At 41.7% G+C, this 25,189-nt stretch carries 20 protein-coding genes; 4 read left to right on the forward strand and 16 right to left on the reverse strand.

Annotated elements, in window-relative coordinates; translation table 11 throughout:
- Positions 1 to 8 precede the first annotated feature (8 nt).
- Entirely contained in the window at positions 9 to 740 is a 732-nt protein-coding gene (locus PHH40_03535) for a peptidylprolyl isomerase (GenBank protein MDD2766808.1), read from the reverse strand.
- 329 nt (positions 741 to 1,069) lie between these two features.
- Here PHH40_03535 and PHH40_03540 point away from each other — a divergent pair, with 329 nt between their 5' ends.
- A complete protein-coding gene (locus PHH40_03540; GenBank protein MDD2766809.1) occupies positions 1,070 to 1,237 on the forward strand; it encodes a hypothetical protein in 168 nt (55 codons plus the stop codon).
- 120 nt (positions 1,238 to 1,357) lie between these two features.
- Here PHH40_03540 and PHH40_03545 read toward each other — a convergent pair whose 3' ends face one another.
- The 9 genes from PHH40_03545 to PHH40_03585 all read right to left on the reverse strand — a co-directional run bounded on the left by PHH40_03545 (position 1,358) and on the right by PHH40_03585 (position 13,242).
- Positions 1,358 to 4,111, reverse strand: a complete 2,754-nt coding sequence (locus PHH40_03545) for a hypothetical protein (protein ID MDD2766810.1) — start codon at positions 4,109 to 4,111, stop codon at positions 1,358 to 1,360.
- 26 nt (positions 4,112 to 4,137) lie between these two features.
- On the reverse strand, positions 4,138 to 4,803 hold the full coding sequence (locus PHH40_03550) for a hypothetical protein (protein ID MDD2766811.1): 666 nt from the start codon (positions 4,801 to 4,803) through the stop codon (positions 4,138 to 4,140).
- A gap of 4 nt (positions 4,804 to 4,807) precedes the next feature.
- On the reverse strand, positions 4,808 to 5,287 hold the full coding sequence (locus PHH40_03555; protein MDD2766812.1) for a hypothetical protein: 480 nt from the start codon (positions 5,285 to 5,287) through the stop codon (positions 4,808 to 4,810).
- Positions 5,288 to 5,408: 121 nt separating this feature from the next.
- Positions 5,409 to 7,268, reverse strand: a complete 1,860-nt coding sequence (locus PHH40_03560; protein ID MDD2766813.1) for an ATP-binding protein — start codon at positions 7,266 to 7,268, stop codon at positions 5,409 to 5,411.
- Between the two features lie 68 nt (positions 7,269 to 7,336).
- Positions 7,337 to 8,023 (reverse strand): hypothetical protein, encoded by a 687-nt coding sequence (locus PHH40_03565; protein MDD2766814.1) that lies wholly within the window; start codon positions 8,021 to 8,023, stop codon positions 7,337 to 7,339.
- A 43-nt stretch (positions 8,024 to 8,066) separates the two neighbouring features.
- On the reverse strand, positions 8,067 to 8,471 hold the full coding sequence (locus PHH40_03570) for a PrgI family protein (protein ID MDD2766815.1): 405 nt from the start codon (positions 8,469 to 8,471) through the stop codon (positions 8,067 to 8,069).
- Positions 8,472 to 8,536: 65 nt separating this feature from the next.
- Positions 8,537 to 9,742, reverse strand: coding sequence for a hypothetical protein (locus PHH40_03575; protein MDD2766816.1), 1,206 nt, complete (start codon positions 9,740 to 9,742; stop codon positions 8,537 to 8,539).
- A gap of 17 nt (positions 9,743 to 9,759) precedes the next feature.
- A complete protein-coding gene (locus PHH40_03580) occupies positions 9,760 to 11,700 on the reverse strand; it encodes a hypothetical protein (protein MDD2766817.1) in 1,941 nt (646 codons plus the stop codon).
- A gap of 213 nt (positions 11,701 to 11,913) precedes the next feature.
- Entirely contained in the window at positions 11,914 to 13,242 is a 1,329-nt protein-coding gene (locus PHH40_03585; protein ID MDD2766818.1) for a LysM peptidoglycan-binding domain-containing protein, read from the reverse strand.
- Positions 13,243 to 13,628: 386 nt separating this feature from the next.
- Here PHH40_03585 and PHH40_03590 point away from each other — a divergent pair, with 386 nt between their 5' ends.
- Both PHH40_03590 and PHH40_03595 read left to right on the forward strand, forming a co-directional pair.
- Complete coding sequence (locus PHH40_03590) at positions 13,629 to 14,597, forward strand: tyrosine-type recombinase/integrase (GenBank protein MDD2766819.1); 969 nt, start codon at positions 13,629 to 13,631, stop codon at positions 14,595 to 14,597.
- 78 nt (positions 14,598 to 14,675) lie between these two features.
- Positions 14,676 to 15,041: a four helix bundle protein gene (locus PHH40_03595; GenBank protein ID MDD2766820.1), complete on the forward strand. Its 366-nt coding sequence runs from the start codon at positions 14,676 to 14,678 to the stop codon at positions 15,039 to 15,041.
- A gap of 39 nt (positions 15,042 to 15,080) precedes the next feature.
- Here the strand turns inward: PHH40_03595 and PHH40_03600 are convergent, their stop codons facing one another.
- Positions 15,081 to 17,330: a UvrD-helicase domain-containing protein gene (locus PHH40_03600; protein ID MDD2766821.1), complete on the reverse strand. Its 2,250-nt coding sequence runs from the start codon at positions 17,328 to 17,330 to the stop codon at positions 15,081 to 15,083.
- Positions 17,331 to 17,519: 189 nt separating this feature from the next.
- On the opposite strand from PHH40_03600, the gene PHH40_03605 reads away from it, so the two are divergent.
- A complete protein-coding gene (locus PHH40_03605) occupies positions 17,520 to 19,154 on the forward strand; it encodes a UbiA family prenyltransferase (GenBank protein MDD2766822.1) in 1,635 nt (544 codons plus the stop codon).
- Here the strand turns inward: PHH40_03605 and rsmA are convergent.
- The 5 genes from rsmA to PHH40_03630 form a co-directional block, all read right to left on the reverse strand.
- The gene (gene rsmA / locus PHH40_03610) at positions 19,151 to 19,942 is read right to left on the reverse strand and encodes a 16S rRNA (adenine(1518)-N(6)/adenine(1519)-N(6))-dimethyltransferase RsmA (protein ID MDD2766823.1); all 792 of its coding nucleotides are present in this window, start codon (positions 19,940 to 19,942) and stop codon (positions 19,151 to 19,153) included. The two genes, PHH40_03605 and rsmA, sit on opposite strands and share 4 nt — an antisense overlap.
- Positions 19,943 to 20,016: 74 nt before the next feature.
- Positions 20,017 to 21,216, reverse strand: a complete 1,200-nt coding sequence (locus tag PHH40_03615) for an ABC transporter permease (protein ID MDD2766824.1) — start codon at positions 21,214 to 21,216, stop codon at positions 20,017 to 20,019.
- Positions 21,217 to 21,231: 15 nt separating this feature from the next.
- The gene (locus tag PHH40_03620) at positions 21,232 to 22,554 is read right to left on the reverse strand and encodes an ATP-binding cassette domain-containing protein (GenBank protein MDD2766825.1); all 1,323 of its coding nucleotides are present in this window, start codon (positions 22,552 to 22,554) and stop codon (positions 21,232 to 21,234) included.
- 94 nt (positions 22,555 to 22,648) lie between these two features.
- Positions 22,649 to 23,527 carry a G5 domain-containing protein gene (locus PHH40_03625; GenBank protein MDD2766826.1) on the reverse strand — a complete coding sequence of 293 codons (879 nt, stop codon included), beginning with the start codon at positions 23,525 to 23,527 and terminating at the stop codon, positions 22,649 to 22,651.
- A gap of 120 nt (positions 23,528 to 23,647) precedes the next feature.
- Positions 23,648 to 25,171 carry a YifB family Mg chelatase-like AAA ATPase gene (locus tag PHH40_03630; GenBank protein MDD2766827.1) on the reverse strand — a complete coding sequence of 508 codons (1,524 nt, stop codon included), beginning with the start codon at positions 25,169 to 25,171 and terminating at the stop codon, positions 23,648 to 23,650.
- Between the last annotated feature and the right edge of the window lie 18 nt (positions 25,172 to 25,189).

Genomic DNA, 25,189 nt, shown 5'->3' on the forward strand with positions numbered 1-25,189 from the left:
CTTGTATATTATTTTTCCACCACTGTCATCGTTTCGATAACAACAGGTGTCACAGGTGATGAACCCTCACCTTCTTTGCGTGTCGGAGCGCCTGCGATAATGTCGACAGTCTCGAGACCGGTGGTCACCTTCCCAAAAATGACATAATTCTTCGGAAGTGGGGTATCTTTGTGCATGATGAAGAATTGACTGCCATTGGTATTGGATCCAGAATTGGCCATAGCTATCGTGCCTCGAGTGTACTCACCCGAGAATGATTCATCGGCAAACTTGTACCCAGGACCACCCATACCCGTCCCTGTCGGATCACCTCCCTGAATCATAAAATCTTTGATTGTGCGATGAAAAATCGTCCCATCATAGAATTTTTCTCGTGCCAAAAATACAAAATTATTGACGGTTATCGGTGTAGCCTCCGCATCAAGTTCGACTTCGATCATACCGACACTTGTTTTCAGAGTAGCGGTATATTTCTTTGTGACATCAATAGTCATCGATGGTTGTGTCGTATACATTTTTTTCTGTGTTAACGTATTAGTTGGTGATTGAACGGGTGGGGTTTCTTTGGGCTTCTTCTGAGCTGGAGCCTCTTGTGGAGGGACTGATTCTTTTGTTGTCTTTTCAGTATCAAATACGAGTCCACTTTCACCTGATTTTTCTCTCCGTATTTCCTCCGTCGTGCAACCCGAAAGAGAAAAAGCTCCTAAAAAAATAAATACGAAAAAAAAGAGGAGTTTCATTTTTTTTATTCTTACTTCTTATATACGCTTCGGATATACTCTTACATTTCCTTCTTATTATACCCGAAAAATCAAAATCACCCAAACCTCAGAAAGAAAAAATATTTTGTCTTTCTCTGGAAAATATTTCCCGATGAGATGTTGACTTTTGAGAAAAAAGGTGCTATACTGTATATGTTGAGATATGAAAAGCGGGTGAAGACTTCAAATGTCTACGCCCGTTTTTTCTTTCTTAATGCGTTAAAAAACCTAAAGGTCGAGTAGGGTTATAAATAAAAATAAAAAAACGCAACAATTATTTCTAAAAAATAAATAGTAACAATAATATTATGGAAACACCTATGGAAACAACAGACACCTGTTCTACAAATGGATGTCCCAATTGTACCAAAGTTGCAGAAGAATCAAAGCAGAACGAAGAAATGAGCCTTGCTTTCTTACTCGCTCTCGTTCCTGTCATCAGCCTTACCTTCTTTGGTCAAATGGGTCTCTTGTAAAAGAACTCTTGAACCAAAAGAAAGACCGATTTACCAGCTGGTAAATCGGTTTTCTTTTTTCTTTACTTGTTTTGCAATAACGACAGACAGGAGGCAATCATGTCTCTTCTTTTTATTTTCTTAATGTTTCTGAGAAGAATTCCTTACAAAGGCTTCTACTCGGCGTTCTTCGAGAAGCGAATGTATAATGCTCAAGACAAAAAGAATAAGAATCACACTGATCGATATACGAAAAGTGAAGAGAAGAGAAGCGGGAATATATGAAGCGATAGCCGCATAATACTTCCGTGGTCCGACAAGTGGTCCATCTGTCAGAAGAGGTGCCTCCACCTCCAATTGAATAGATGAAGAAAAATTGATCTCTGGAGATTCGAAAGGTGAAATTCCCCAGATATCAAGCAATGCTCTACGGATATCATCACTCTGCACGTATTGGGCAAGTAGATTGACCGTGTATGTTCCAGGAGATTCCTTGGTAATATCAAATGGCGGGAGAGAAATATCAGAACCAGAAGAAACTCCGTCCAAAAGCCACTCTTTTTGTACATTTGCTGACGACAGAAAGTTCGGTATCATTTTCCCTCGTAGCCTGACACTGGTACCAAAATATGATTGATAAATAGATTCGCTCAAATCATCACAATAACCATCCTTACAATACGATGCGGTGGAACCAGCAAGGTCCCTATACTTCCCGAGATATTTCTGCCACACAGCATTCTTATCAACAGATTCTATGAATATTTGTGGCTCTACAACATTGAAAGCCCTCGTAAGCGTCACAGACTTTCCTGTTTTTATATTATTTGCCACGACAACCACTGTGTATGTATCTCCGACATTTCCTGTGACTGGAAAATAATTGATTGGTCCCTGAGATTTTTCGTTACAATCGTTAGAAACCCTTGAAGTACATGTGAGTGGGGTGCTATTAATTGTCCATTGAAAGTTGGAGAGAGTAGTATCATCAACTTTGAGTCCGATAATTTCATTTTTTATCACACGACAAATAGTTCTATCAGACGGTTCACTGTTACAGATTGATCCCGATGGATCCAAAGAAACCTGCATCTTTCCTGATGGAACGTCGAGTCTTGATATTACCCTGGACGCAGTAATTTTTTCCGAAGTGGAGAGGAATTTCACGATGACATCGCTATTGCCTTTGCGTACTCCACCACCAGCGAAATGTTCTTCTGCGTCGACTCTGAACCGTAAATATCCCGTCTCTCTCCCGTTACCAATATACGTGTTCATTTTGGTACGGGGAATATCTAATTTAAGACTCACTGTATCGAGAGCATTACCATCGGTATTACCCAACAAACCAAGATCTCGTAAATCAGCTGTTATGTTTCTCGCTGTACCATTGGAGAAGGCGCTGGTAGCACTCCCTATGTATACCGTCCACTTGAAAAGAGTATTGGATATATTCTGTGCTGGATTTGCGATCATTGATTGAACAGTCAAGAGATCTCCACTCTTATCATTGCCCGGATCATTGAGAGGGTCAGACGGAGAAGCTGAAACACTGACATCAAGTTTTGTCGCCTGACCTCCTTCTGTCGGATCAACGAGGTTTCTCTCGATACAATCATTGAGATTGACATCAGCCACGGGGATAGTCACATTATACCCTTTGATAGACTTCACATATGAACCAGTGCTTTTTGCGAGAGAAAGAGGACAATCTTTCTTGGAAAAAGCCCACATAATCATCGATGAGGAATCATTATACTTTGTGGTATACATCGATGTGCCTTCGACAGCGACACCTACTTTATCTCCAGGCTCATAATTCCAAGTGAAGGATGATTGACCAAGACCAACAACATTTGCCTCATCTTTATTTTCGTTATCCGCAGTGCTTGGATCGATAGGATTGGTCTTCCATTTTCTCTCTTCTCCGAGAGTAAAGCTCCCATCACCACTCGAATAGCCAGGGAATTTTGGGAAAAGATGTCGACAGTAGAGATCGACACTGGCATCAGAAGTAGCAGAACAGGTAGCAAGTGCTGAGCCACAAGAAGTTGTAGATGTAGGGTTAGCGACACAACGAGGTTCACCGACACTACAAACCGGCGCACCAGCAGAACAAGCAGGGACACCAGAAACAGTACATTGACCCGTATCAGCAAAACTGAAGAGAGAGCCTGATGAAGTGACATTTGGATCAATAGTGAGTTGTTCTGATTCAACGTTGACAAGACTTGTCATACACACAGGACTTGTGCCTCCAGGACAGTCAAAAGTAATATTTGAAGCACTTCCTAATTCATAGTTTGTTCCTGATGAAGGGTCGTGGATATAACAGTGTGATGACATACCAAGTTTGTCATCACCTCCATAATGAGCGTCGTAGCCATCCCTATCTGTATCCACTGTCGTACTCGGACCGAGATCACTCGTATATCCATTCTGAACAATGATACGTGCAGCTTCGATCTTCCAATCCTCGACGGTCACCCTCCCATCGTTATCGAGATCACAGTCTTCATTGGATGATCCTATATTGCATCCCTTCCGCTTGAGTGTCCATGTATAATAGAGTGCTTTTTCAGTATTCGAAAAATACATTGGAAATGCTTTTGCAGTCATCTTTTCACCAGCCTTTGGATCATTCGGGGAAAAATAAAGCATTACTTCAGGAGCATATCCTTTATTTGATGAAACATTCATCATTTCTCCTTGGTCCTGGAGTGTCGATGTGTCGAGATGGTACCGTCGTTCCACATCAGACATAATACTCGAAGCAGAAGGTATGGACGGTCCCCCACCAAAAAGTGCAGAAGCAGGGGCACTATTCATCACAAAAAGTTGGAGAACAGCGAAAAGTATTAAAAATGGTTTTTGTTTTTTTTGCAAAAGTTTCATAGAAATGCTCTTACGAACAAAAAATATTAACGGTACATAAGAAAAAAGATGTCTGTCAAAAAAATAAATATCCAACTTGCCACAAACGAATACCAGAGGGAGCGTGATCGATAAGCGATATATCCTGCGAACGGACAAAAGATGAGGAGCGGAGCCTTGTACCAAGAAAAGTCACCTTTCAACAAGAAAAATCCGTAGAAAAAAGCTGCCTGCATCACTACTGCCCATATCCCAAATGATTTCAGCCAGAGTGATTGTATCAACCCCCGGAAAAACACCTCGTAAAGAGAAAGGACGATTGAAGAAAGAACAATTTCATAAAAGATAAACCAGAGAAAACTCGTCTGCACAATACCAGGGAACACGTACTGCTCATGAAAGAGAGGAAACATCAGTACAAGTCCGAGCTCGATTCCGCAAGCCACAATGAGCGCCAAGAGTACTGCAAGAACCCCTGATATAAAACGTCCTTTTTGCAAACCTAGGTTTTGAATCGGTTCACCTATGACCATTTTACTATACAACAATGGAATCACCAAGAAAAAAGCAATTCCTACAATAAATCCTTGGAGGACTGGACTAAAACTCTCATTCTCCTTGAAGAACAGGAGAAATCCCAACGAGAAGAATACGAGTATCCCCGTCACTATAAATCGTCTGTGCATCGCAAGCAATCTCAACATATGATTCATATACTTATTTATCTCCTACCTTTCTCATTCTTGCTTCTTCCTTGGCCTGACGAACTGCATCGAGACGCTCTTGTCGTAGTTTTGATTTCGATGGACGGCCTTCTTTTTTTGCTGATTCTTCTTCTTTTTTCCAAGCTCTTTTCGCCAGCACATAGAGCACGAATACCATAGCTGTCTGGATAGGAAGAAAATTCAGTCCAAAACCAATAGCCTCAACTAATCCAAAGAAAATAACAACCAAGCCTCTCGCTATCTGCATATTCCCTCTTGTTCCCTTGGAAGACCGATCGAATACGGTGAGAAGTATCCAAATAAGGAAAGACAAACAGAGAGTGATGATTGTCCCAATGCCCGGCAAAGAACCAATAAAGGCGAGATCCAGCAAATCTTTGAAAAGAGCAATCAGCCCTACTCCACCATAGAGAAGGAGAGACGGCTTCTCTCCTGTAAATTTCATTCCTTCGGTACCTGATTCTGAAGCCATATATACCAGTTAACAATTCCCTTATTCTTCTTTTTTTTGTATTTTGAGACCCGTGCCTTTTGCTTTGTTTGGTCTTTGTTCCGCCGGCTGGCGGATTGAATTTTGTGCTTTTTCTCTTCCGCTATCGTCCTGCATCAAATTCCGCCTTCGCTTGTTCTATTTCGAGCAACTGACGAGGATCAGAGGTGATGATCTGATCTTCACTGTATGATGCGACTATCTTGATAGCGGCATGCTTGGAACCAGCAAAGAAAATACCTTCTCCGACATTACTCTCAAGCAACAAAAATTTCTCGTGATCAGTCAGATAAAATGTCTCTGCAACAAGATCAATCGATGATGGGGATTGGCGAAGAAGGAGTTGCATCGAGGAGTTCGTAATAATTGGTTTTCCATAATGTGATGAGGCAAAATCGCCGATATCCTGAGTAATAGTCGTAAGTCCGGTATAGTATTTGCGACAACGCTTGGCGATACCAAAGAGAAACGCAGCAGCATCATCGTTTTGCATCATCACCCACGCCTCATCGACGACGATAACACGTTTTTTCATATGTGCACGGATTTCATTCCAGATGAATTGCAAGATGATATACATCGCGATTGGTCGAAGCTCATTCTCGAGATCACGAATATTGAATACCACAAGCTGATTGTCTACTGATATATTGGTTTGCTTGTTGAGAAATCCTCCGAAAATACCCTCCGTATAACGTTCGAGGCGCGCTGCGAGAGATTCTGCTCCTTCCATATTTTCGAGCACGGCATAGAGATCAGACATTGTCGGGAATGAAGAAGCTGTCAAAACTGAGAAATCACTTGATTCGTTGATATCACGCACCGCGTAGGTTTCTCTGATGGCTCGATCAATAATAGAATCTTCTTCAGGGGTCACGGAGCCGAGCATCAGGTGAATGAGTCCAATAAGATTGGCGACAGTATTTCGAAAAATATCCGCCCCTTCTTCATCGCCGATCTTTGTCGGAAGATCAAAAGGGTTCAGATGCACATCTGAGGAAAGTGACACCTTGAGAAAAGCTCCACTCACTGCCTCACAGAGATGTTTGTATTCGTTCTCAGGATCGATGATAATGACGCTCGACCCAAACATCATCGATCGAAGTATTTCGAGTTTTACGGTATAACTCTTACCTGCACCTGACTTGGCAAACACGACCATATTCGCATTTTCCATTTTGAAACGATCGAAAAGTATCAGACTATTATTGTGTCTGTTGATACCATAGAGAATACCTTCATTGGAAGAAAAATCAGAAGAAACAAAAGGAAACGTTGTAGAAAGTGGTTCTGTATTCAAATTACTCGCCACATCGAGCGTATCCATAGCAAGTGGTCTCGTCGCAGCAAACCCCTGATCCATCCGCATCACCGCAGGTTTGATATAGACCAATTGGGATTCGAGAATAGCTTCTATGGACTGACATTTATCACTGAGCTCTTTCTCATTGGCACCATATACCGTCATATACAGTCCAAAACGAAAGAATTTTTCTGTCCCTTGTTGCAGGTTCGTTCGTAAACTTTCGATATCCTGAAGAGCAGTCTCGAGTACAGGATCACTGATTTTCCCTTCTTCGGATTCGATATGCATCTGTGATTGCACTTGGGTCGATGATTTTCGGAGGTTTTTCAATATTTCTGCCGTGTCAATTGGATGAATGAAAAGTGCCGTATCCATTGCAAAATCAATGTTGATAATCGGAGAAAACCAATTGGTAGAGAGAAATCGTGGATATGCCACCACAAAATAGGTTCGTGACAGCACTTCTCCGATCTGCATCGTATTGGGGTTGAGACGAATAGCTGGAGGGGAAATAAAATCACGAATCGTAGTCAATCCTTGTTGATACAACGTTTCTTCTTTTGGCTTTGAATGATCGAGAAACGACAAAAAAGACTTCTTGGATTTGTCGTCTGGAGATGATTGTTTCGGATCAATAAGTGTAATTCCTTGAGGCATGATTTTTTATTTACTTTTTTCTTTTAATTCTTCGTTTACTGTTAATTGCTATCTGTTAACTGTCTTTGTTATACCGATGCAATATCTACACCGCCCATGTTTTTTAGTATGGTAGCAGTAAAAAGTGATGGATTGTAGCTATTGTAGAGCAGTTCTACCACTTCTTCGGTATTGAGAGGAGAAACACGGACACCAGTCCCTCCGAGTACAGAAGAAACGTGTTCTACGCGTTGCAAGAGTTGTGATCGATATGTTTCAAAGAGATGCCCAGTATCCTTGACTGCTTCTTTGGGCTGGAAAATACCAAAAAGTTTTGTTCCGAGGCCTCCTTGTTCATCTTCGACAGGAGAGAAGGGAATAACAACATAAAAATATTTCGACATGATATTTGATACGTCGGTCAAATTCTTGACAAAAGATTTGTATTCGGAAATTTGAAAACGGAGGAGTTCATTTACTTGCTGCTTCTCTGCATCCTCGAGGAGATCAATATAAGATCGAATATCGAAGCGACGAGAGGAAACGACGATTTGGACAGGGAAATCGAGTGAGTTGAGGAAAGACTGATATTGCGAAATAACCGCGTTCTGTTCATCGGTTGATTTCAGATCAAAATTGATCGAAGAAACAAGCAGGATGGAACGGAGCGCACCATTTTTGAGTACAATCACGCCATCACGAATTCTTTCCACATCGACATATTGTTGTGTACTTGATCCTCCTCCTGTTGTATTTTTTGGTTTCAAAAATTCCATTTTTCTTTTTTACCTATGATCACTTATCCTGTATCAAGTTTATTTATTTCCCCTCTTGTCCGTCAAGTATTCGTGCCAATGCAATGAGTTTTTCTCTATCCATACGTTTTTCAGCGATTACAGGAATTTCGACTTTTTGTTTTACAGGCTCTCTATCCGATAGTTTGGGAGGTGTTTTCTTCCACACAGCGATTTTGGGACGGAAAAGAAAGAGAAAGGCATAGAAAATAAACGTTGTGAAAGAAAAGCCATTCGGTCGATAGAAAGCAAAAACAAGAAAAAGAAGAGCGATCGGTATACCCGCAACAATAAACAACGTGGTGTCGACATAACTAAACAACGTAAGGAGTACTGCTCCCATGCCGATCATCCAGCCAAGCTGTTTCCATGTGAGTGGACCGACGATCTTGTCTTCGATACCGATAAATTGTGGGACGCTCGACATCATACTGTTATTTCTCTAAAGAACACCTCCTCTACTCTACCATATCCTTCCCAATAACATCAATTTCCTCAAGCATTTCTCTGTGATGGACGGATCACAAATGGATTCGAATCATCATTTCTCGAATGTGTCACTTGAGGCGTTGTACTTGATACGGGTTCTGAAACATTCTTCACAGGATTCATCGTAGGTTGTGCTTGTTCTTCTTCATCTTTCTTGGTTTTCTGTAACATTTCCATTTCTGCTGGCAATATATGTCGTGCAGAAAAACTCATTGTACCATCTGTTGTTTTTACCTCCTGCGGATTCACAGTTGGTATTTGAGAGTGATGATTCTGGACGATGCGCATACTCGGTATGGTCGATTCAGTCTGTTTCATACCATCTGATCCTTGAGATTGCTTCATCGAAAAAGTCTGCGTCGTAGAAGGTATGTGTATCGGATTTTGCTTCAGAGAAGTATTCGTAGGAGAGACTGTGACAGACGGAGCAATAGGTGCTTTCTGACTCACATTTCCTGTATTATGAAACTCGGGAAAGAGTACTTCTTGATGTTCTGTATCGATAGAAAGCGGGGTACTCTCTTCAATAGACTTGAGAATGAGATTGACACGTTCTCGCTCTTCTGGAGAAAGCTTGGCACCATTTTCGGAACGAAAAAGAAAATTTCCTCGATCGACACTATTATGATGACCCACGCCAAGCTCGTCACGATAGTACTTGATCCAATACAAGAGTGATGGTCGGACAGGTTCTCCTTGTGATTTAATTTTGATACGTTCTCTCGAAACGAGCTGGTTACCGAGGCGTTCATATTTCGACAGAGCTTCGAGAAGTGGCATATTGATGGTCATTTTCTTTGGTTCAGTTTTCTCCTCCGACTCCTCTACTCTCGCTTTAGGCTGTATGGTCAGGATTTCTTTCTGAATAAAAGCGATAATATCTTTGGCTTGATTCGGATCTCCGCCATTCGTCGTCATGAGCATACTTCCAATTTTTGCCTCACATTCTTCGATTTTCAATTCGCCAAAAAATATCTTCCGGATAAAAAGACTCATGTTTCCGATAGCGATATCATTGAGATGGAAATTTTCTTGAAGACGCTGAATAGCCGTAGCTATTTCGCTAGAGATCAAAATATCTCGAGATTGTTTTGATAACAGACGAAAATGCTTCCATAAAACATCTTCTTTTTGTCTATCCATAACATCTACTGAACCATCTTCAGAGACGAGCATTGGATAACACACTATTTTTTTATTTTCTTCTTCCACGATATTTCTATATTAATTTATGGGAGATCAGCTTGAATTTTCTGATATCGTTCAGGATTTGATATTCTTGTAAGCGTCATATAATTCTGAGCGTGAACTTCATTCGCATTTCCAGCTCTGAAAACATCTTGTTTTGCAACATCAGAGCTACTCATATTGCTCAACATATTATTCACAGCTGCTTGTCGGACAACACCTGCATTTCCTGCTGGATTTGCACGCATCGTATTTGCGACTTCGACTTCAATAAGCACACTCGATTTTCCTTCTTTCTTCAATTTCTTATCAAGCTCTTTTTTAATATCTGGACCAAGTGCAGCCATATTATTATATTGGGTAACATCCATACTATCAAGAGCGTTTCCATTTGCTTTCTTAATAAGCTCTTTCACTTTTTCTGCCTGTGCCTGAGGATCCTTGTTTGCAGACTTGATAGCCTCAACCGCATTATTTAATTCGCTTGCACTGCTAAATTGTTCTTTCTTTGCAAGAATGTTGGCTGCAGCTTCTCTCTCTGCAGCGCTATATTTATCTCTGGTACGAGGATCTATGTGTTCTTTCAATACTGTTGCACTCATTCGCCCTTCTTCCATTTTTTTCTCATTTTCTGCTACCTGCTTATTGTGTTGATTTTCTATGACTCGGTTATAACCTTCTCTTCCTCCGCCTACACGACCAGCGATTCTTTCTTCTGTTTGTTGACTAGAATCTTTCCAATATTTTGGTGTGACATATTTCAATACTCCGTTATTCTCAGCCCTTTCCTTGATACCCTTTCCTACGCCCCGTGTCAGAGTATTATTATAAGTTTTCTTCCCTGCCCATTTGGTAAATGCTTGTCCTTTGTCGACAACCATACCTGCTCCAACGATAGAAAACGATTTTGCGAGTCCCATTGTGAACCAAAGCATAATAATAGGAATAGAGAAAAGTGCCATAGAAGCAAAGAAGCTCTGATCGACTCCTACTACATTTCCCGCTACTGTCTTCATGTTTGCGAATACCTCACTCCCATTCCCGAGAGAAGAAAAGAGTCTCACTGAAACAAGAAGCATCAGCATAGCCGCCGGCCCAAAGAACGCATATTTCCAGAAATTGTCCCACCACATGCCCGAATATTTCTCCAATCCAGGAATGATAGACACCGCAAATCCGACTGGTGAAAAAATCACGAGGACAACAAGTGCGACAAGACGAATCACAAACATAATCGACAATACGAGCAGTGTGATAGAAAATATAAAGAGGAAAACAATAGCTATCAGAAGTCGTGAAATATTTGAGTCTTGTTTATTCGGCAGCAATGTAGTCTCGAGACTAGTAGCCGTAAGTGCAGAGCCGAATAAGCCAGTTCCACTTCCTGCACCTGGGTTACTCGCCATCATCTGATTGGCAAAGAAATACATCGGGACATTGGTCATATCGATCAAAGCTCGTGATACCGGGTAGCTGAAGTTGATAAACAGCGCTGCGAGGACAATACTGAGGAGAGCTTTCTTGAAATCTTTGCTCACCTGGAAAACAAGCGTGAATGCTGTGTAGAGGAGGACGAGAATGAAAAACAAATTGAAAAAATCACGAATAAATTTCCAAGATTCATATATTCCCGGATTTCCAAAAAGAACAGCCACATCTTTGGGATCAATAGCCCATTCAAAGATGGTTATAGCAAGAGACGTTAATAAGCCAAGAGTAACAAAAATGCCGTAAAGCAACCACTGAAACGCTGGCTTTAAACCATCAGTAACGGCACCACCGACTTTTCCTGCCGCCGTACTAATAGACTCAGAGACAGATTTTGGACAGAAAAAATCGCCACAGTCCCCGTAAAGAAAGCTCTGTTCAACTGCATCTGCAGATTGTACATCAGAAAAAGAAAAAATCACTCCTGAGAAAAGCAAGAGTGCCAAAAATGAAACGATCAGATTTTTTTTTCTGTTTTTTGCGATAAAAGCCATACAGCTCTCGAAAATACCAGGAGAGAAAGAATTATCTTTTTTCAGTATACCATAAAAAAGAAAAGAAGGAAGCGTTTGTCAACACTCCCTTCTTCCTGTTTTTCATTATTCTTCTCCTCTATCTTTTATCTCGCATCCCTTATCCTGCATCACTTATCTCTTATCTTGTATCACTCATCCTGCATCACTTATCCTGCATCATGTATCCTATTCTTAGTAGATGAATCCTTTGATAGCACGACTCGATGCAGAGAGTGTTCGACGACTCGTCTTGGCCCAGCCGACATAGTTCATCTCGCTTACCGTGATAGTATCGCCACTCACTTTTTCTACAAGAGCAACGTGACCATAGAAACGATTCTCAGTGGTTACCATGATAGATCCGACTCTCGGTGTTCGTCCTGTCTGATAACCAAGTGCTTTGGCCTTATACAGCCATGTACCCGCATTACCACTCCACGGGACATAACGTTTCTGGGCGACATACCAGGTACACCATCCGTATGGGAATCGATGACCTGTCCCTGCTTTACCATCGAGTTTACGCCCAGAAGAAATATCAGTTGCTGTACCACCAGCAGAGCTGGCATACTGTCGTCGTTCCAGTGTACCGGCAGGTGTCGGCTTTACCACTTCTTCTTTCCTCCCATCTGGGATGATAATGACATCACCAACGGTTATCTTTCCGTTGGCCGGAAGCTCGTTGAAAGCAATAATTTTACTTTTTTCTGCTTTGAAAGATGCTGCGATAGTATCGATGGTGTCACCCTGCTTCACGGCATAGGAAAGTCCAGCGACAGGAAGGATAAATATCTGATCCCCTGGCTTGATCTGATCGACGTTATCGAGGTCGTTCGCCCACAAGATAGTATTGACAGTGATACCGTTCTTGGTAGCAATCCCACTCACAGTGTCTCCTGATTCGACGGTATAGATCTTGACACCACCATCTTCTTCTGGATCACGAGCGATAGCACTCTCTGTAGAGAGAATAATTTGATTGCCACCAGCTTGACCCTGCATATCAAAAAAAGAAGTATCATCCTTCTGGTTTGGATCTATGGTGCTTGCCGTACTGGCGAGCGGTACGAGGGAAAGATTTTCTTTCTTACTGGTTTGAGCAGCAATACGATGTTTCGCAGAGAGAGATTGTTCACTGACAGTATCTCCATTGACATAGCCAAACAAGAGACTATCAGCGTCTTTCCCTTGAGTGAAATTGCTCGCCGAAACAAGGAGAGTGCTGGAGGCTACGATAGAAAAAGCCGAGTAATTACGGAAAACACGCACGACACGATAACCAGACAATTCTTTGATGAATTGGAGGAAATGTTTCTGAGAAGAATGTGTACGGGTATGCAGATTTTTCAAATGACCTGACAGTGTCATTGCCTTCTCCTCATGAGGGGTACGTGTCAACAATGAGCGTACATGATTCTTGCTCATCGCGAGACGAGCCTTGAGAGAAGGATGTGGGGATTGAGTATTTATAAAACTCTCGCCTTTCAATTGATAGAACACTCTAGATACAAATTTTCTCAAAATGAGAAAAAGAGAGCATCAAGCATTTATCCTAATTTTTACAAAATTCAGTATACCTTATTCAGAATTACCAGTCAATGGAAAAAAAGCAAAAAACCACTCATTACGGCTTAAATAAAGCTTATTTTATGTTTATAATTTGATTTTTTGCTTTATATAAAGCTTTTTATATTTTTACTCATTCTTGCGGTACTATACATTCCCTTCATTGTCGTTCCAACGTAGGCGGGAATCTAGAAAATAAAAAGTGAAACATTCATACCAAACATGATATACTTTAAGTATTATTCATCTTGCATCTCTTATTATTTTTTCCTTTTTTCTTTCTTATCTTCTCTTTCTCTTTTAATCACTCATCCTGCATCACGCATCACTTATCATTTCTTATGCCAGAAATAGAAAAGCAAAAAACAGAAATACTGGCTCTAGCAAAGGATTTTTGTGACCATCTTGAAATAGAAATGAGTCGGTCCAAGAAAACAGTAGACAGCTATATTCGTACGCTCTCATACTTTTTTGTGTGGGGAAAAATAAAAACTCCTCAAGATATTACAGCAGAAAAAGTACATGAGTACAGAATCTATCTCAACCGAAAAATGACTCGAGAGGGAGAGACTCTCAAGAAAAGTACTCAAGCCTACCACGCCGTCGTCATCCGCACGTTCCTTAAATATCTCTCACGACACGATATCAAAACACTTACGGCGGAGAAAATCGAGATAGGAAAAACTCCTGATCGTCAGATCGATTTTCTTGAATACGAAGAGGTAGAGAGACTTATTTCTGCTTCTGATGGAGTCCACGTGAAATCTCTTCGTGACAAGGCGATTCTCGAACTCCTCTTTTCTTCTGGTCTCCGTGTGTCTGAACTCGTTAGTCTCGATCGAGATCATGTCAATCTCGACAAAGAAGAATTCAGTGTCCGTGGTAAAGGGGGGAAAATCCGTATTGTTTTTATTTCTCCAGATGCCAAAGATGCTCTCAGAAAATATCTCGAAAAACGTGTCGATGTCGATCCAGCGCTCTTTGTCGCTTATCAGAAGCCTGGACTCCAAAACAGAAAAAGTGCAGAAAGAGAAAGCAACCGTCTCACTGTACGAAGCATCGAACGCCTCGTCAAATACTATGCCAAGAAAGCTGGCATCATAAAAGATGTTCATCCTCACACGCTCCGACATAGTTTCGCAACCGACCTCCTCCGGAACGGTGCTGATATCCGCTCTGTCCAATCAATGCTCGGTCATGCCTCTATCACGACCACTCAGATCTATACCCACGTGACCAATGAACACCTCAAAGAAGTTCACCAGGCGTTCCATGCGAAGAGGAAGAAGCGGGGGGAAACTGATAATTGATGCATGATGAGTGATAATTGATAAAGAAAGAATTGATAATAGATAATGGATGATAAAAGAAAAATAATAAATAAGGATATGGAAGAAAAGATTAAAAAATTTCAAGACTTATTTGCATGGCAAGAAGCTCATAAATTAGCATTGTTAGTTTATACAATAAGTAAAGAATTTCCGAAAGAGGAGTTGTTTGCACTAACAAATCAGATACGAAGGGCTGCAGTATCTATACCATCAAATATAGCTGAAGGATATGGAAGACCTAGCGGAAAAGATAGGGTTCACTTTTTTTGGATAGCAAAAGGTTCTCTCCTCGAGGTAGAAAGTCAGTTTCTTATTGCTAAAGATCTTGGGTATATAAAAAATCTTTCATCCGAAAAAATGTTTATTACACAACTTGAAAAATCAGATAAAATTCTTACTGGACTTATAAAGAAAACGAGGTAACCCTCGTTTTTTTATCTCTTATCATGCATCCCTCATCTATTATCCTCTTCTAAGGGGTGCAACACCAAGCATCATTTTTTTGACACCAGAACGTTTGAAGGCGATCGTAGCAAGCGTCCCAGAAATAGAGACGATGAGTCCTCCACCGAACTGTGGGTGTTCTACCATATCTCCTGGACGGACATCATCTTTTCCGAGCGGTGGGGTATGATCCTGATTATTCACAGAGTTTCCAGTACTTTCCATTTTTGGAGTCACTTGCTTCTTGGTTGTCGGGAAATGATAGAATGATTTTTGTGCGTGCCGTTTGGCGAGCATCCCCGATGAGATACGCTCGAGTTCGAGGATGAGATGTGGTGGTATTTCTTGCAAGAATCGGGAAGGAGGATTGACCTGTGTAGAGCCAAAAATCATCCGTTGTTCGGCATAGAGGAGATGTACTTTTTCTTTGGCACGAGTGACACCGACGTACATGAGACGTCGCTCCTCTTCCATTTCTTGTGGGGCGAGTGCACTCCGAGAATGCGGAAATATCCCCTCTTCCATACCGAGCATAAAGACAAAAGGAAATTCGAGTCCCTTGGAACTGTGCACCGTCATCAGATGAACGACATCACTTTCTTGGCTGATACCATCTGTATCAGAGGAGAGTGATACTTCTTCGAGGAAACGATGAAGTGCATCAGTGAGTCCGATGTTGTCATATTTTTTCGCTACAGAAAGGAGTTCTTGCACGTTTTCCTGACGGACATCTCCTTCGGTCGTACCATCTGCCAAGCTACTCCAGTATCCACTTTCTTTACTGATTTTATCGAGCAGTTCTGGAAAGAGCATATCTGTCCGACGATCCATCTCGGCGCGTAGTTTGAGAAATATATCGACGAAGTCTCTGATGGATTTGATTTTTGCTTCTCGTAGTCCACTCGTTTCAAAAGTCATCTCATACGCTGCATCAAAGAGATCGAGACCGTGCTCTCTTCCGAACTGTACCCATTTGTCGAGTGTCGCTTTGCCCAACCCTCTTGTTGGTTCATTGATGATTCTTTCCACTGCCAATATATCGCGAGGATTTTCGAGCAATCTCACATAGGCAATCATATCTTTGATTTCTTTGCGCTGGTAGAATTTCAGTCCGCCGACAACACGATACTCGATAGAATGACGAAGGAACATTTCTTCCACGATACGGGATTGAGCATTCGTCCGATACAGAACGGCGAAATGACTATACGGGCGACCAGCAGTATGTTCTTTGGTCACTGTTTCCGCCACAAACCGCGCTTCTGCTTCTTCATCTTCCGCAGGACAGAGCGTGATCGGTTCTCCTGCTTTGATATCGGTCCAGAGTTTCTTGTGACGTTGATTGACGTTTTTGGAGATGATACCGTCGGCCGCATCGAGAATGATCTGCGTCGAACGATAATTACGATCCAGCGTGATGACGGCTGCATCCTGATAATCTTTCTCGAAGTTGAGGATATTTCGGATATCAGCCTGACGCCAACCATAGATTGACTGATAATCATCACCGATAACAAAAATATTACCGTGTTTTTTCGCGAGGAGATGGACGAGGAGGTACTGAGGATAGTTCGTATCTTGATACTCGTCTACCATGATGTACTGGAAAATCTGCTGATACTTCTCGAGTACTTCCGGATGTTCCTGGAAGAGTTTGACGGTCAGCATGATGAGGTCGTCGAAATCCAGAGCATTCGTTCGTTTCAGCTCTTGTTCATAACGACTGTAGATTTTCGCGACGGTTTCTTCGATATAGCTCCCCGCCTGTGAGGTGAACTGCGAAGCATCCGAGAACGCATTCTTGGCACGGGAAATAGCATCAAGAACAGCTCGTGGACGGATCTGGTCAGGATTGATTTCCAGTTCCTTCATCGCTTTCTTCACGAGCGATTCCTGGTCTTGGCTGTCGAGAATATTGAAATTCTTCTCATATCCGAGCGCTTCGATCTCTCGTCGCAAAATACGACAACAGATATTGTGAAACGTACCGATATATTGAGGAAGAACGACATCACCATATTCTGCCATGTCACTTTCCTTTAAGAGTTTCTCGATGCGTTCGCGCATTTCTCCAGCAGCCTTGTTCGTAAACGTCACCGCGAGAATCGCATTCGGTGACACCTTTTTCTCATTCATGAGGTAAGCGATACGATGGGTGAGTGTTTTTGTCTTCCCAGATCCCGCTCCTGCCAAGATAAGCACCGCTCCTTCGGTCGTGAGTACTGCTCGTAATTGCTCAGGATTCAGCCCTTTTTCCCAAAATTTCATATAAAAGAGGATAATGGATACATGATAATTGATAAAAGATAAACAAGAGTCGAAGATAAAAAGGGATTGTTTTATTTTTCCCTATCACCTATCTCTTATCTTGCATCACTTATCTTTCTACATCTGAGTCATTCTAACATAATTTTCTCGAACACTCTATCTTCAAGAAGTATATGGTATTATATGAGTATGAAAAAAATACTGAGGAAGATAATTCAGACTATCGAGGATGCTCCGCTCACTCTTACTTCTTTTGTAGTGGCTTTTTTTGCGCTCATTGTTACCCGCCTCCTTATCGAGACTTCTTTTGGACTTTTTCAAGAACACTCCTTTTTCTTTTTCTTTTTTGAATTCACTCATACCTTCTTTTTTTTTCTCTGCTCATTCCTTCTGCTTGTATCTCTCGTTCGCTACGCTGGAAATATCAGCTTCGAAAAAGCTGCCAATGTCCTCTTGTTCGGTTTTCTCATCATTCTCACGCCACCGATTATTGATAACATCATTTTTCACGGCAGTCATTTCTGGAGTTTCTACGAATTCGATGGATTCATCGGACTTATCAAACGATTCTTCACTCTCTTCGGAGATACACCCGATATGGGTATCACCTACGGTGTCCGTGTCGAGGTCGTCGTCGTCACTCTCGCTCTCGCTCTCTATACTTTCCTCAAATCACAGAGCAAGAAAAAAGCGTTCATCGTTGCGCTCCTCACCTATACCGCGCTCTTCATTCTCGGCACCTTCCCAGCTTGGCTCACACTCGGTATCCTCAGTTTCGAAAAAGGATTTTTTGCCATCAATCAGAACGATGTAGCCGGACTCTTCCTCACACCACAGTATATCTTTGCTCGTGACCTGACAGATTTTCGGAGCGTACTGAATGTGAAAATGAGTATGGTCTATAGCGTGATGAGTGCGTTTCTCGTAGGTCTCCTTCTCTACAGAGAATATACACAATACTTTTTTGCACTCTTGAGAAACGTCCGTCTCCCACAGGTTTTCTATCACGGTGGATTGCTCGTTCTCGGTATGATCCTTGCCTTCTTCCTCACCGAAACACCTTTCTCTATTGATTTCTTCCACATCACCGGAACAATCACACTCATTATCGCTATCGAGAGTGCATGGATCGCTTCTGTCATTGCCAATGATTGTTTCGACATGAATATAGATACTGTTACCAATAGTGATCGACCTCTGATACAAAAAACCATCCCTACAGAACTCTATAAAACAATGGGTATCTTGTTTTTCATCACTTCACTTCTCTTCGCTGGTATTGTCAGTTTCTCCGCTCTTCTCTTGCTCCTCGGATACCAATCCATCGCCTGGCTCTATTCAGCTCCACCGCTTCGGCTGAAACGATTCCCTTTTATTGCGACTTTGTTTGCTGGTTTTGCTGGTATTCTCATTCTTATCACAGGATTTGTCGTTGTTGCCGGAGCAAGCGGACTCGCATCACTGCCGATGTCCATTCTCTTCTACCTCTTCTTTGCTTACACGCTCGTTCTTCCTATCAAAGATTTCAAAGACATCGCCGGTGATAAAAAAGACTTTGTCTATACAATTCCTGTCTTGCTCGGTGCTAAAAAAGCCCAGATACTTCTCGGGAGTACCACTTTTTTGTTTTATATATTCAGCACGATTATCCTCAATGCAAGGTCCCTTTTCTTCCCAGCACTCTTTTTTGGTAGTCTCGCTTTCTGGACCATACAAAAAGGAGAAGAAAAAAATACATCTTTCTTCTCCTTCCGTAAATTGCCTGGCATCCTCGTAACTCTCACTCTTTGTTACGGAATTACTCTAACACTTCTTCTTTTCTAAAGTATTTTTTCTAAATTTTCCCAATTCTCGACAGACAATGCCTGCGCACGGATATCGATTCGCAGACCAAGCTCTACGAGTTTAGATTCAATAGTTTCCTTGGGGATACCGAGACTCGACGAGAGATTGTTCGTCAGTGTTTTCCTTCGTGCAGAGAATCCTGCTCGAGCAAGTCTGAATACTTTTCGATCTTCTTCAGCATCATACGCTCTTCTTGGAATAATCTGAATTACCGCACTATCTACTTTCGGCACTGGTTCAAAAGATTCTTTGGGCACAAACAATTTCTTTTCTACGGTCGCGTAATACTGTGCCATGAGTGAGAGGAGGCTCATATCTCCTGGCTTAGCAGAGAGACGATCAGCTACTTCATTCTGCACCATGAGTGTCATCGATACTGGTGGATAGGTTAGAGAGAGGAGCGTGCGAATAATAGGAGCTGTGATGTAGTAGGGAATGTTCGCAATAATTTTATACGGATGTTCTGAGAATTGAGTTTCTTCCAAAACTTCTTTCAGGTTCATATCGAGAATATTTCCCTCAAGTAAAGAGAGTTCTTTGGAATTTTTGTACTCTTCTTGGAGATGTGTAATGAGCTCGTGATCGAGTTCGATAGCAATTATTTTCTCCACCATACCTACTAACCGAGAAGTCAGCACTCCTGTACCGGGGCCGATTTCAAAAACCCAATCAGTGGACTTTGCATCAGCAATGGTAAAAATATTTGCAATAACAGATTCATCTTTAAGAAAGTTTTGTCCCAGTGATTTTTTCGCTTTTATTTGCATAAATATTTGCAGTATCAGATATATGAAACTTGAAGGAGTATCATATCAGATATTTCCTAAAAAACACAACTTTTTTATTTGTATCGAAGCGCTTCGAGAGGATCGATTTTACTCGCTCGTCTCGCTGGCACGAGCGCTGTGAGAAATCCGACAAAAGCACCGAAGACAATAATAAGAGCGATAAACCATGTCGGAGTGAAAAAAAGGTTAACAGAAGAACCACCGAGCCTCACTGCGAGAAAATTAATAGCGATGTTGAGTCCTGCTCCTCCGACAATACCAAGTACCACTCCCCCCAGGCCCCCGAGGAATCCCATGATAATAGATTCCCACAAAAAAAGAGTGGAGATGGTCATATCAGAAGCTCCGATAGATTTCATAATACCAATCTCTTCGGTACGTTCCATAAGCGTGATCGTCATTGTATTGAACATTCCGATAGCTGATACTACGAGAGCAACGATACCAAAACTCATCAATACAATTTGTACAATAGAGAAAATTTTATTTGCCTGATCAATCGTATCAGAAAGAGATGAAACAAGAAGTCCTTCACCAACAATTTTCTCTCGTACTGATTCCATTACATTACTTGAGGCACATTTGACTTTGAGTTGTGAATAATGTTCGACAGCATTCTCTGGAAAAGAGACAGAATGAACATATATGATATTTTCCTCACTCGGTATCACTCCGATGACTGTGTAAGAATGTTCTGATTCTATTTTTTCCAATTTATCCTGCACATCGTCTTTAGTAGCTCGAGAAACGAAAAAGGTTAACTCTATCGGTGTATCAATGATACTCGCACCATCTTTTTCAAAAACCGTCGCTAATGCAGAAGAAATAAGGATGCCTCGAGGGGTCGCGTCGTTGATCATTGATCCTTTCTCGAGACGAGTACCACTGAGTTTCATAAACATGGGCGTGGTACCGATGACTGTTAGATCAAGCGACACTCCATTGATGAGTCCCTGTGCGGTCAATCGAGAAGAAGGACTCACCTCTACCACTCCTTCGAAAGCCGTGATTCTTTCTATGCGTTCTTGATCGATTGGTACGAATGTTGCATTGGCCTCAGTCACATCGAGTGTCACAAGAGAATCATCAGTTGTGATACGATCGAGAAGTGCTTTCTGAAGTCCATACCCGAGAGAAACAAGAAAGAGTACTGCTCCGATACCGACACTCATACCAAGAATCGTCAAAGCTGTTCGCATCTTGCGAGCCTTGAACATACGGGTTGAGAGAGTGAAAGCATCAGAGAACTTCATACATCACATCGTTTATTAATACTTGATAAGTAAAAGCATTTCCACTTCTTGAGCAATTCTTTCTGCAGTAAATCGATGAAGTCCCATACCTTCTTTGGCTACTGGGAGATCGAGAAGATGGAGTAATCCAGTATGATCGATTTTATTTTCTGTACGTTGTTTCAGAATTGTGTAGAATCGAGACTGTTGTTCTTCGTTCAACACAAGCGAAAAATGTGACGTGAGATATTCACCGAGAGATTCTGTCGCATGCAAAGGAAGCTCTTTCATCTTTCTCGCTTGATCTACGAGTCCGGCAACACGTTCCGAGAACGAATAGGCACGACGTACATTCCAGTTTGCTCCTCCTTCTAGAAACGGGGCATCGAGCATTTGTGCTAATTCTTCCTGTTTGATGCTATTAAAAAGATATTCTTTAAGAAATCCTTCAGTGATTTTGACCTGCTCTTCGGTAATTTCTGAAAGAATATGAAACATCATCTGCTTTACCTTGTAAGGAACAAGCAATGCCGACACCTGGTCTTGAGGCATATTCTGAAAACTACGGAGCAGCATTTCAAGCTCTGGAGAACGTTTGGCAGCCTCAAGTTTTTCCGCCTCAAGTTTGGCATTTGCATCGACAGCGTGTGTAATGTTTCGTTTTTCTTTGTGTACTTCTTCTCGGAGGATCTTCCCATCCTTCATGAAGATATTCCGGTCTCCATATTGGAGGTGATTCGGCTCATGTGTCACGAGGACGATAGTCTTCTTATCTACTTCATTTAACTCTTTGAGAATTGCCAGCACGTTTTCTGCGGAGGCGCTATCGAGGTTTCCGACTGGTTCATCGGCAAAAATGATATCTGGTTTGTTGATAAGTGAACGTGCAATAGAGGCACGTTGTTTTTGTCCACCAGACAATTCGCTCGGGAATTTGAATGCTTGTTCGAGAATGCCAAAACGCTTCAGAAGTTGCATTCCTTCTTCGTGTCGTGTTTTCTTGTCTTCATTGCGGAACAATTTTGGAAGACAGATATTATCAATGATGGTGAGGGATGGGATAAGGAAGAAAGCCTGAAAAATCATTCCCATACCCAATTGGTGATAAAGCAATTTGTCTTTCTTCGTCATCTGAGAGAATGCTTTTCCATTGAACAATATCTCACCAGATGTCGGAGCCTGGAGTGCTGCGAGTGAATACAGCAGGGTCGACTTGCCACAACCAGATGGACCAAAAACAATCACGTATTCTTCTGGATAAATATCCAAACTCACCCCCTGAAGTGAACGCATTTCGTTCTGCTTTCCTTGGTTGTATGTCACATTCAAATTTTCGACGTGCAGTAATGATTCGTTCATTTTTTACTCAGGAAGTATAACTCTTGTCTAGTATATCGTATCGTCATTCATCCCACAACCTACAATCAATCAAAAGGATGTCTTTTCTTATCAATCAATTGACGATCTCTTCCATTTTGACATTGATGACGCCCGCTCCGAGAGAAGCTATTTTCGCAAAAGCAACCTTATCGAGATCGATGATACGACCTGGCACAAAAGGTCCGCGATCATTGATTTTTACGATAACGCTTTTTCCATTATCGACATTCGTTACTTTTACGAATGATCCTTTGGGAAGCCAGGGATTGGCAGCTGCCATCGTCCCTGTCCAGGCGTACCACGATGCTCCCCCTGTATGACTTTTCCCAAGTTTGACCATAGTTCCTTGTGTTGTGATTTCTGGAACTGGTTCTTTGATAATCTCTGTATCAAGCAGTTTCCTATTTACCTCTTTATCATCATATTTACTGATTCTGTACGTGAGTTTTTTCATACCATCTTCTCCTTTCTGCGTAACAATATTTTTCCGCCACGAAAGAGTTTCGTCTTCATTGACTTTCTTTTCAAAAGGGATCGCTTTTTCGACAACTCTTTCTTCGATTACTACCCGCGTAACAACAACACTGATACCACTGCCTATCAGTGTCTCTCGACTCGGTTTCACAATATCATCAGCGTCTATCACAAAGATACTCTCATCAAGAGCCTGGCCCACTGTAAGCGCTTGTGTGTGCAGTATATTTTCACTCCCATCCACCATCACTTTTATCGTATGTGCTCGTGCAACAAAAATATATGATCCGGAAAAAATTTTTGTATTTTCATCTGGGAAGACACTATCCCCTTCTTGAAGTGAGAGTTTTTCTGTTTCAAGAAATTCTTTCACCGTTTCTTCTGAAACATCTGAAAAGGAATAATGAAACCCCTCATCAATAAGGACAACTTTTTTTAATTTATAGGTATCCCATCCCTCTAATACTGGCTCTTTCAAAAAATCATTGTACCAAAAAATCAAAAATGTACCTATGATAAAAAAAGAGAGAAAGATCCACTTTTTCCTCTTATTTTCTCTTTTTTTTGTTCTTGTATTCCGATACATACGTACTTTTCTCTACTCTTTGAATCGATATTGTAGGGCTTCTGTGAGATGTGATACTTCGATAGTCGGAGATGATGAGAGATCGGCAATTGTTCGTGCTACTTTGAGTATTCGCATATACGCTCGTGCCGAGAGTTTCAGTGTCGAAACTGCACTTCTGAGTATTTCTTTGGTTTCATTGTTCAATACACAAAACTTCTTCACCTGATGACTCGTCATTTCTGCATTTGTTCGACAACCAGCCCCTTTATATCGTTCTTTCTGCAGTGCGCGAGCACTTTCGACACGTGTTCGAATAGCGCTACTTTTTTCAGCATCTCTATCCTTTCCTTCCAATTTTTCGAATTTGACTCGTGGCACATCGACATGAAGATCAATACGATCGAGAATAGGTCCTGAAATTTTCTGTCGATACCGAACCACTTGAAAAGGAGAACAAGAGCAAATACGTTCCGGATCACCGTTGTGTCCACACGGACAAGGGTTCATCGCGGCTACCAGCATAAACCGTGCCGGAAAATGAAGCGATCCCTTGGCTCGAGAAACAGTAATTTCCCCTTCTTCGAGTGGTTGACGAAGATTCTCCAAGACTGATCGTGAAAATTCTGCGAATTCATCGAGAAACAACACTCCTCGATGTGCCAAACTGATTTCCCCGGGACGAGGAAATGACCCTCCGCCCACAAGAGATACTGCGCTCGCCGAATGATGCGGCGCACGAAATGGTCGTATCATAATAAGCGCATTATTTTTTGGCAAACGTCCAGCGATGGAAAATATTTTGGTAATTTCGAGACTTTCTTCGAGATCCAATCGTGGAAGAATTGTTGGAAGCGTTTTAGCGAGTAATGTCTTTCCTGATCCTGGTGGTCCGATAAAAAGTGTATTGTGTCCGCCAGCCGCTGCAATTTCCAGCGCTCGTTTCGCATGTTCTTGACCGAGGACGTACGACATATCAAGATCATTGTATTCTTCAGCAGAAAATATTACCTCTTTCCGTTCGTACGGTACGAGACGATTTTCTCCCGTGAGATGCTTGGCAATATCAAAAAGATTGTGTACGGGGATTACATCAATACCAAGAACAAGCGATGCTTCATACGCATTTTCTTTTGGTACATAGAGTTCTTCAAAACCATTTTCTTTCGCATACAAGGCAATTGGCAAGACTCCTTGTACTTTTCGTGCACTTCCATCGAGTGCCAATTCTCCAATAAACAATTTTTTTCGATAATCAAAGGCTATCTGTTCTGTTGCCAAGAGAAATCCAAGTGCCATCGGAAGATCATAGATCGGTGTATTTTTGGGAAGATCAGCAGGAGCAAGATTCACCGTGACTCGACCACACTGATGTGGTGGTTTGAATCCGCTATTTTTTAGTCCAGCACTCACACGATCGCGTGATTCTTTGATCGAGGTATCAGGAAGTCCAACCAATGTAAATGTATGAAGTCCAGCAGAAAGCACATCAACTTCCACTTCTACAGAAACACTTTCAAGCCCGAGTGTTGTCGCAGAATATACTTTTGCTGACATAACTATATACAAAAATTA

The sequence above is a fragment of the Candidatus Moraniibacteriota bacterium genome (genome assembly GCA_028688415.1).
In the GTDB taxonomy this organism is placed as follows: Bacteria; Patescibacteriota; Minisyncoccia; order Moranbacterales; family UBA1568; genus UBA1568.

Coding starts and splice junctions, on each gene's coding strand:
- PHH40_03535 (MDD2766808.1), bottom strand. CDS start 740: ATGAAACTCCTCTTTTTTTTCGTATTTATTTTTTTAGGAGCTTTTTCT.
- PHH40_03540 (MDD2766809.1), top strand. CDS start 1,070: ATGGAAACACCTATGGAAACAACAGACACCTGTTCTACAAATGGATGT.
- PHH40_03545 (MDD2766810.1), bottom strand. CDS start 4,111: ATGAAACTTTTGCAAAAAAAACAAAAACCATTTTTAATACTTTTCGCT.
- PHH40_03550 (MDD2766811.1), bottom strand. CDS start 4,803: ATGAATCATATGTTGAGATTGCTTGCGATGCACAGACGATTTATAGTG.
- PHH40_03555 (MDD2766812.1), bottom strand. CDS start 5,287: ATGGCTTCAGAATCAGGTACCGAAGGAATGAAATTTACAGGAGAGAAG.
- PHH40_03560 (MDD2766813.1), bottom strand. CDS start 7,268: ATGCCTCAAGGAATTACACTTATTGATCCGAAACAATCATCTCCAGAC.
- PHH40_03565 (MDD2766814.1), bottom strand. CDS start 8,023: ATGGAATTTTTGAAACCAAAAAATACAACAGGAGGAGGATCAAGTACA.
- PHH40_03570 (MDD2766815.1), bottom strand. CDS start 8,471: ATGATGTCGAGCGTCCCACAATTTATCGGTATCGAAGACAAGATCGTC.
- PHH40_03580 (MDD2766817.1), bottom strand. CDS start 11,700: ATGGCTTTTATCGCAAAAAACAGAAAAAAAAATCTGATCGTTTCATTT.
- PHH40_03590 (MDD2766819.1), top strand. CDS start 13,629: ATGCCAGAAATAGAAAAGCAAAAAACAGAAATACTGGCTCTAGCAAAG.
- PHH40_03595 (MDD2766820.1), top strand. CDS start 14,676: ATGGAAGAAAAGATTAAAAAATTTCAAGACTTATTTGCATGGCAAGAA.
- PHH40_03600 (MDD2766821.1), bottom strand. CDS start 17,330: ATGAAATTTTGGGAAAAAGGGCTGAATCCTGAGCAATTACGAGCAGTA.
- PHH40_03605 (MDD2766822.1), top strand. CDS start 17,520: ATGAAAAAAATACTGAGGAAGATAATTCAGACTATCGAGGATGCTCCG.
- rsmA (MDD2766823.1), bottom strand. CDS start 19,942: ATGCAAATAAAAGCGAAAAAATCACTGGGACAAAACTTTCTTAAAGAT.
- PHH40_03615 (MDD2766824.1), bottom strand. CDS start 21,216: ATGAAGTTCTCTGATGCTTTCACTCTCTCAACCCGTATGTTCAAGGCT.
- PHH40_03620 (MDD2766825.1), bottom strand. CDS start 22,554: ATGAACGAATCATTACTGCACGTCGAAAATTTGAATGTGACATACAAC.
- PHH40_03630 (MDD2766827.1), bottom strand. CDS start 25,171: ATGTCAGCAAAAGTATATTCTGCGACAACACTCGGGCTTGAAAGTGTT.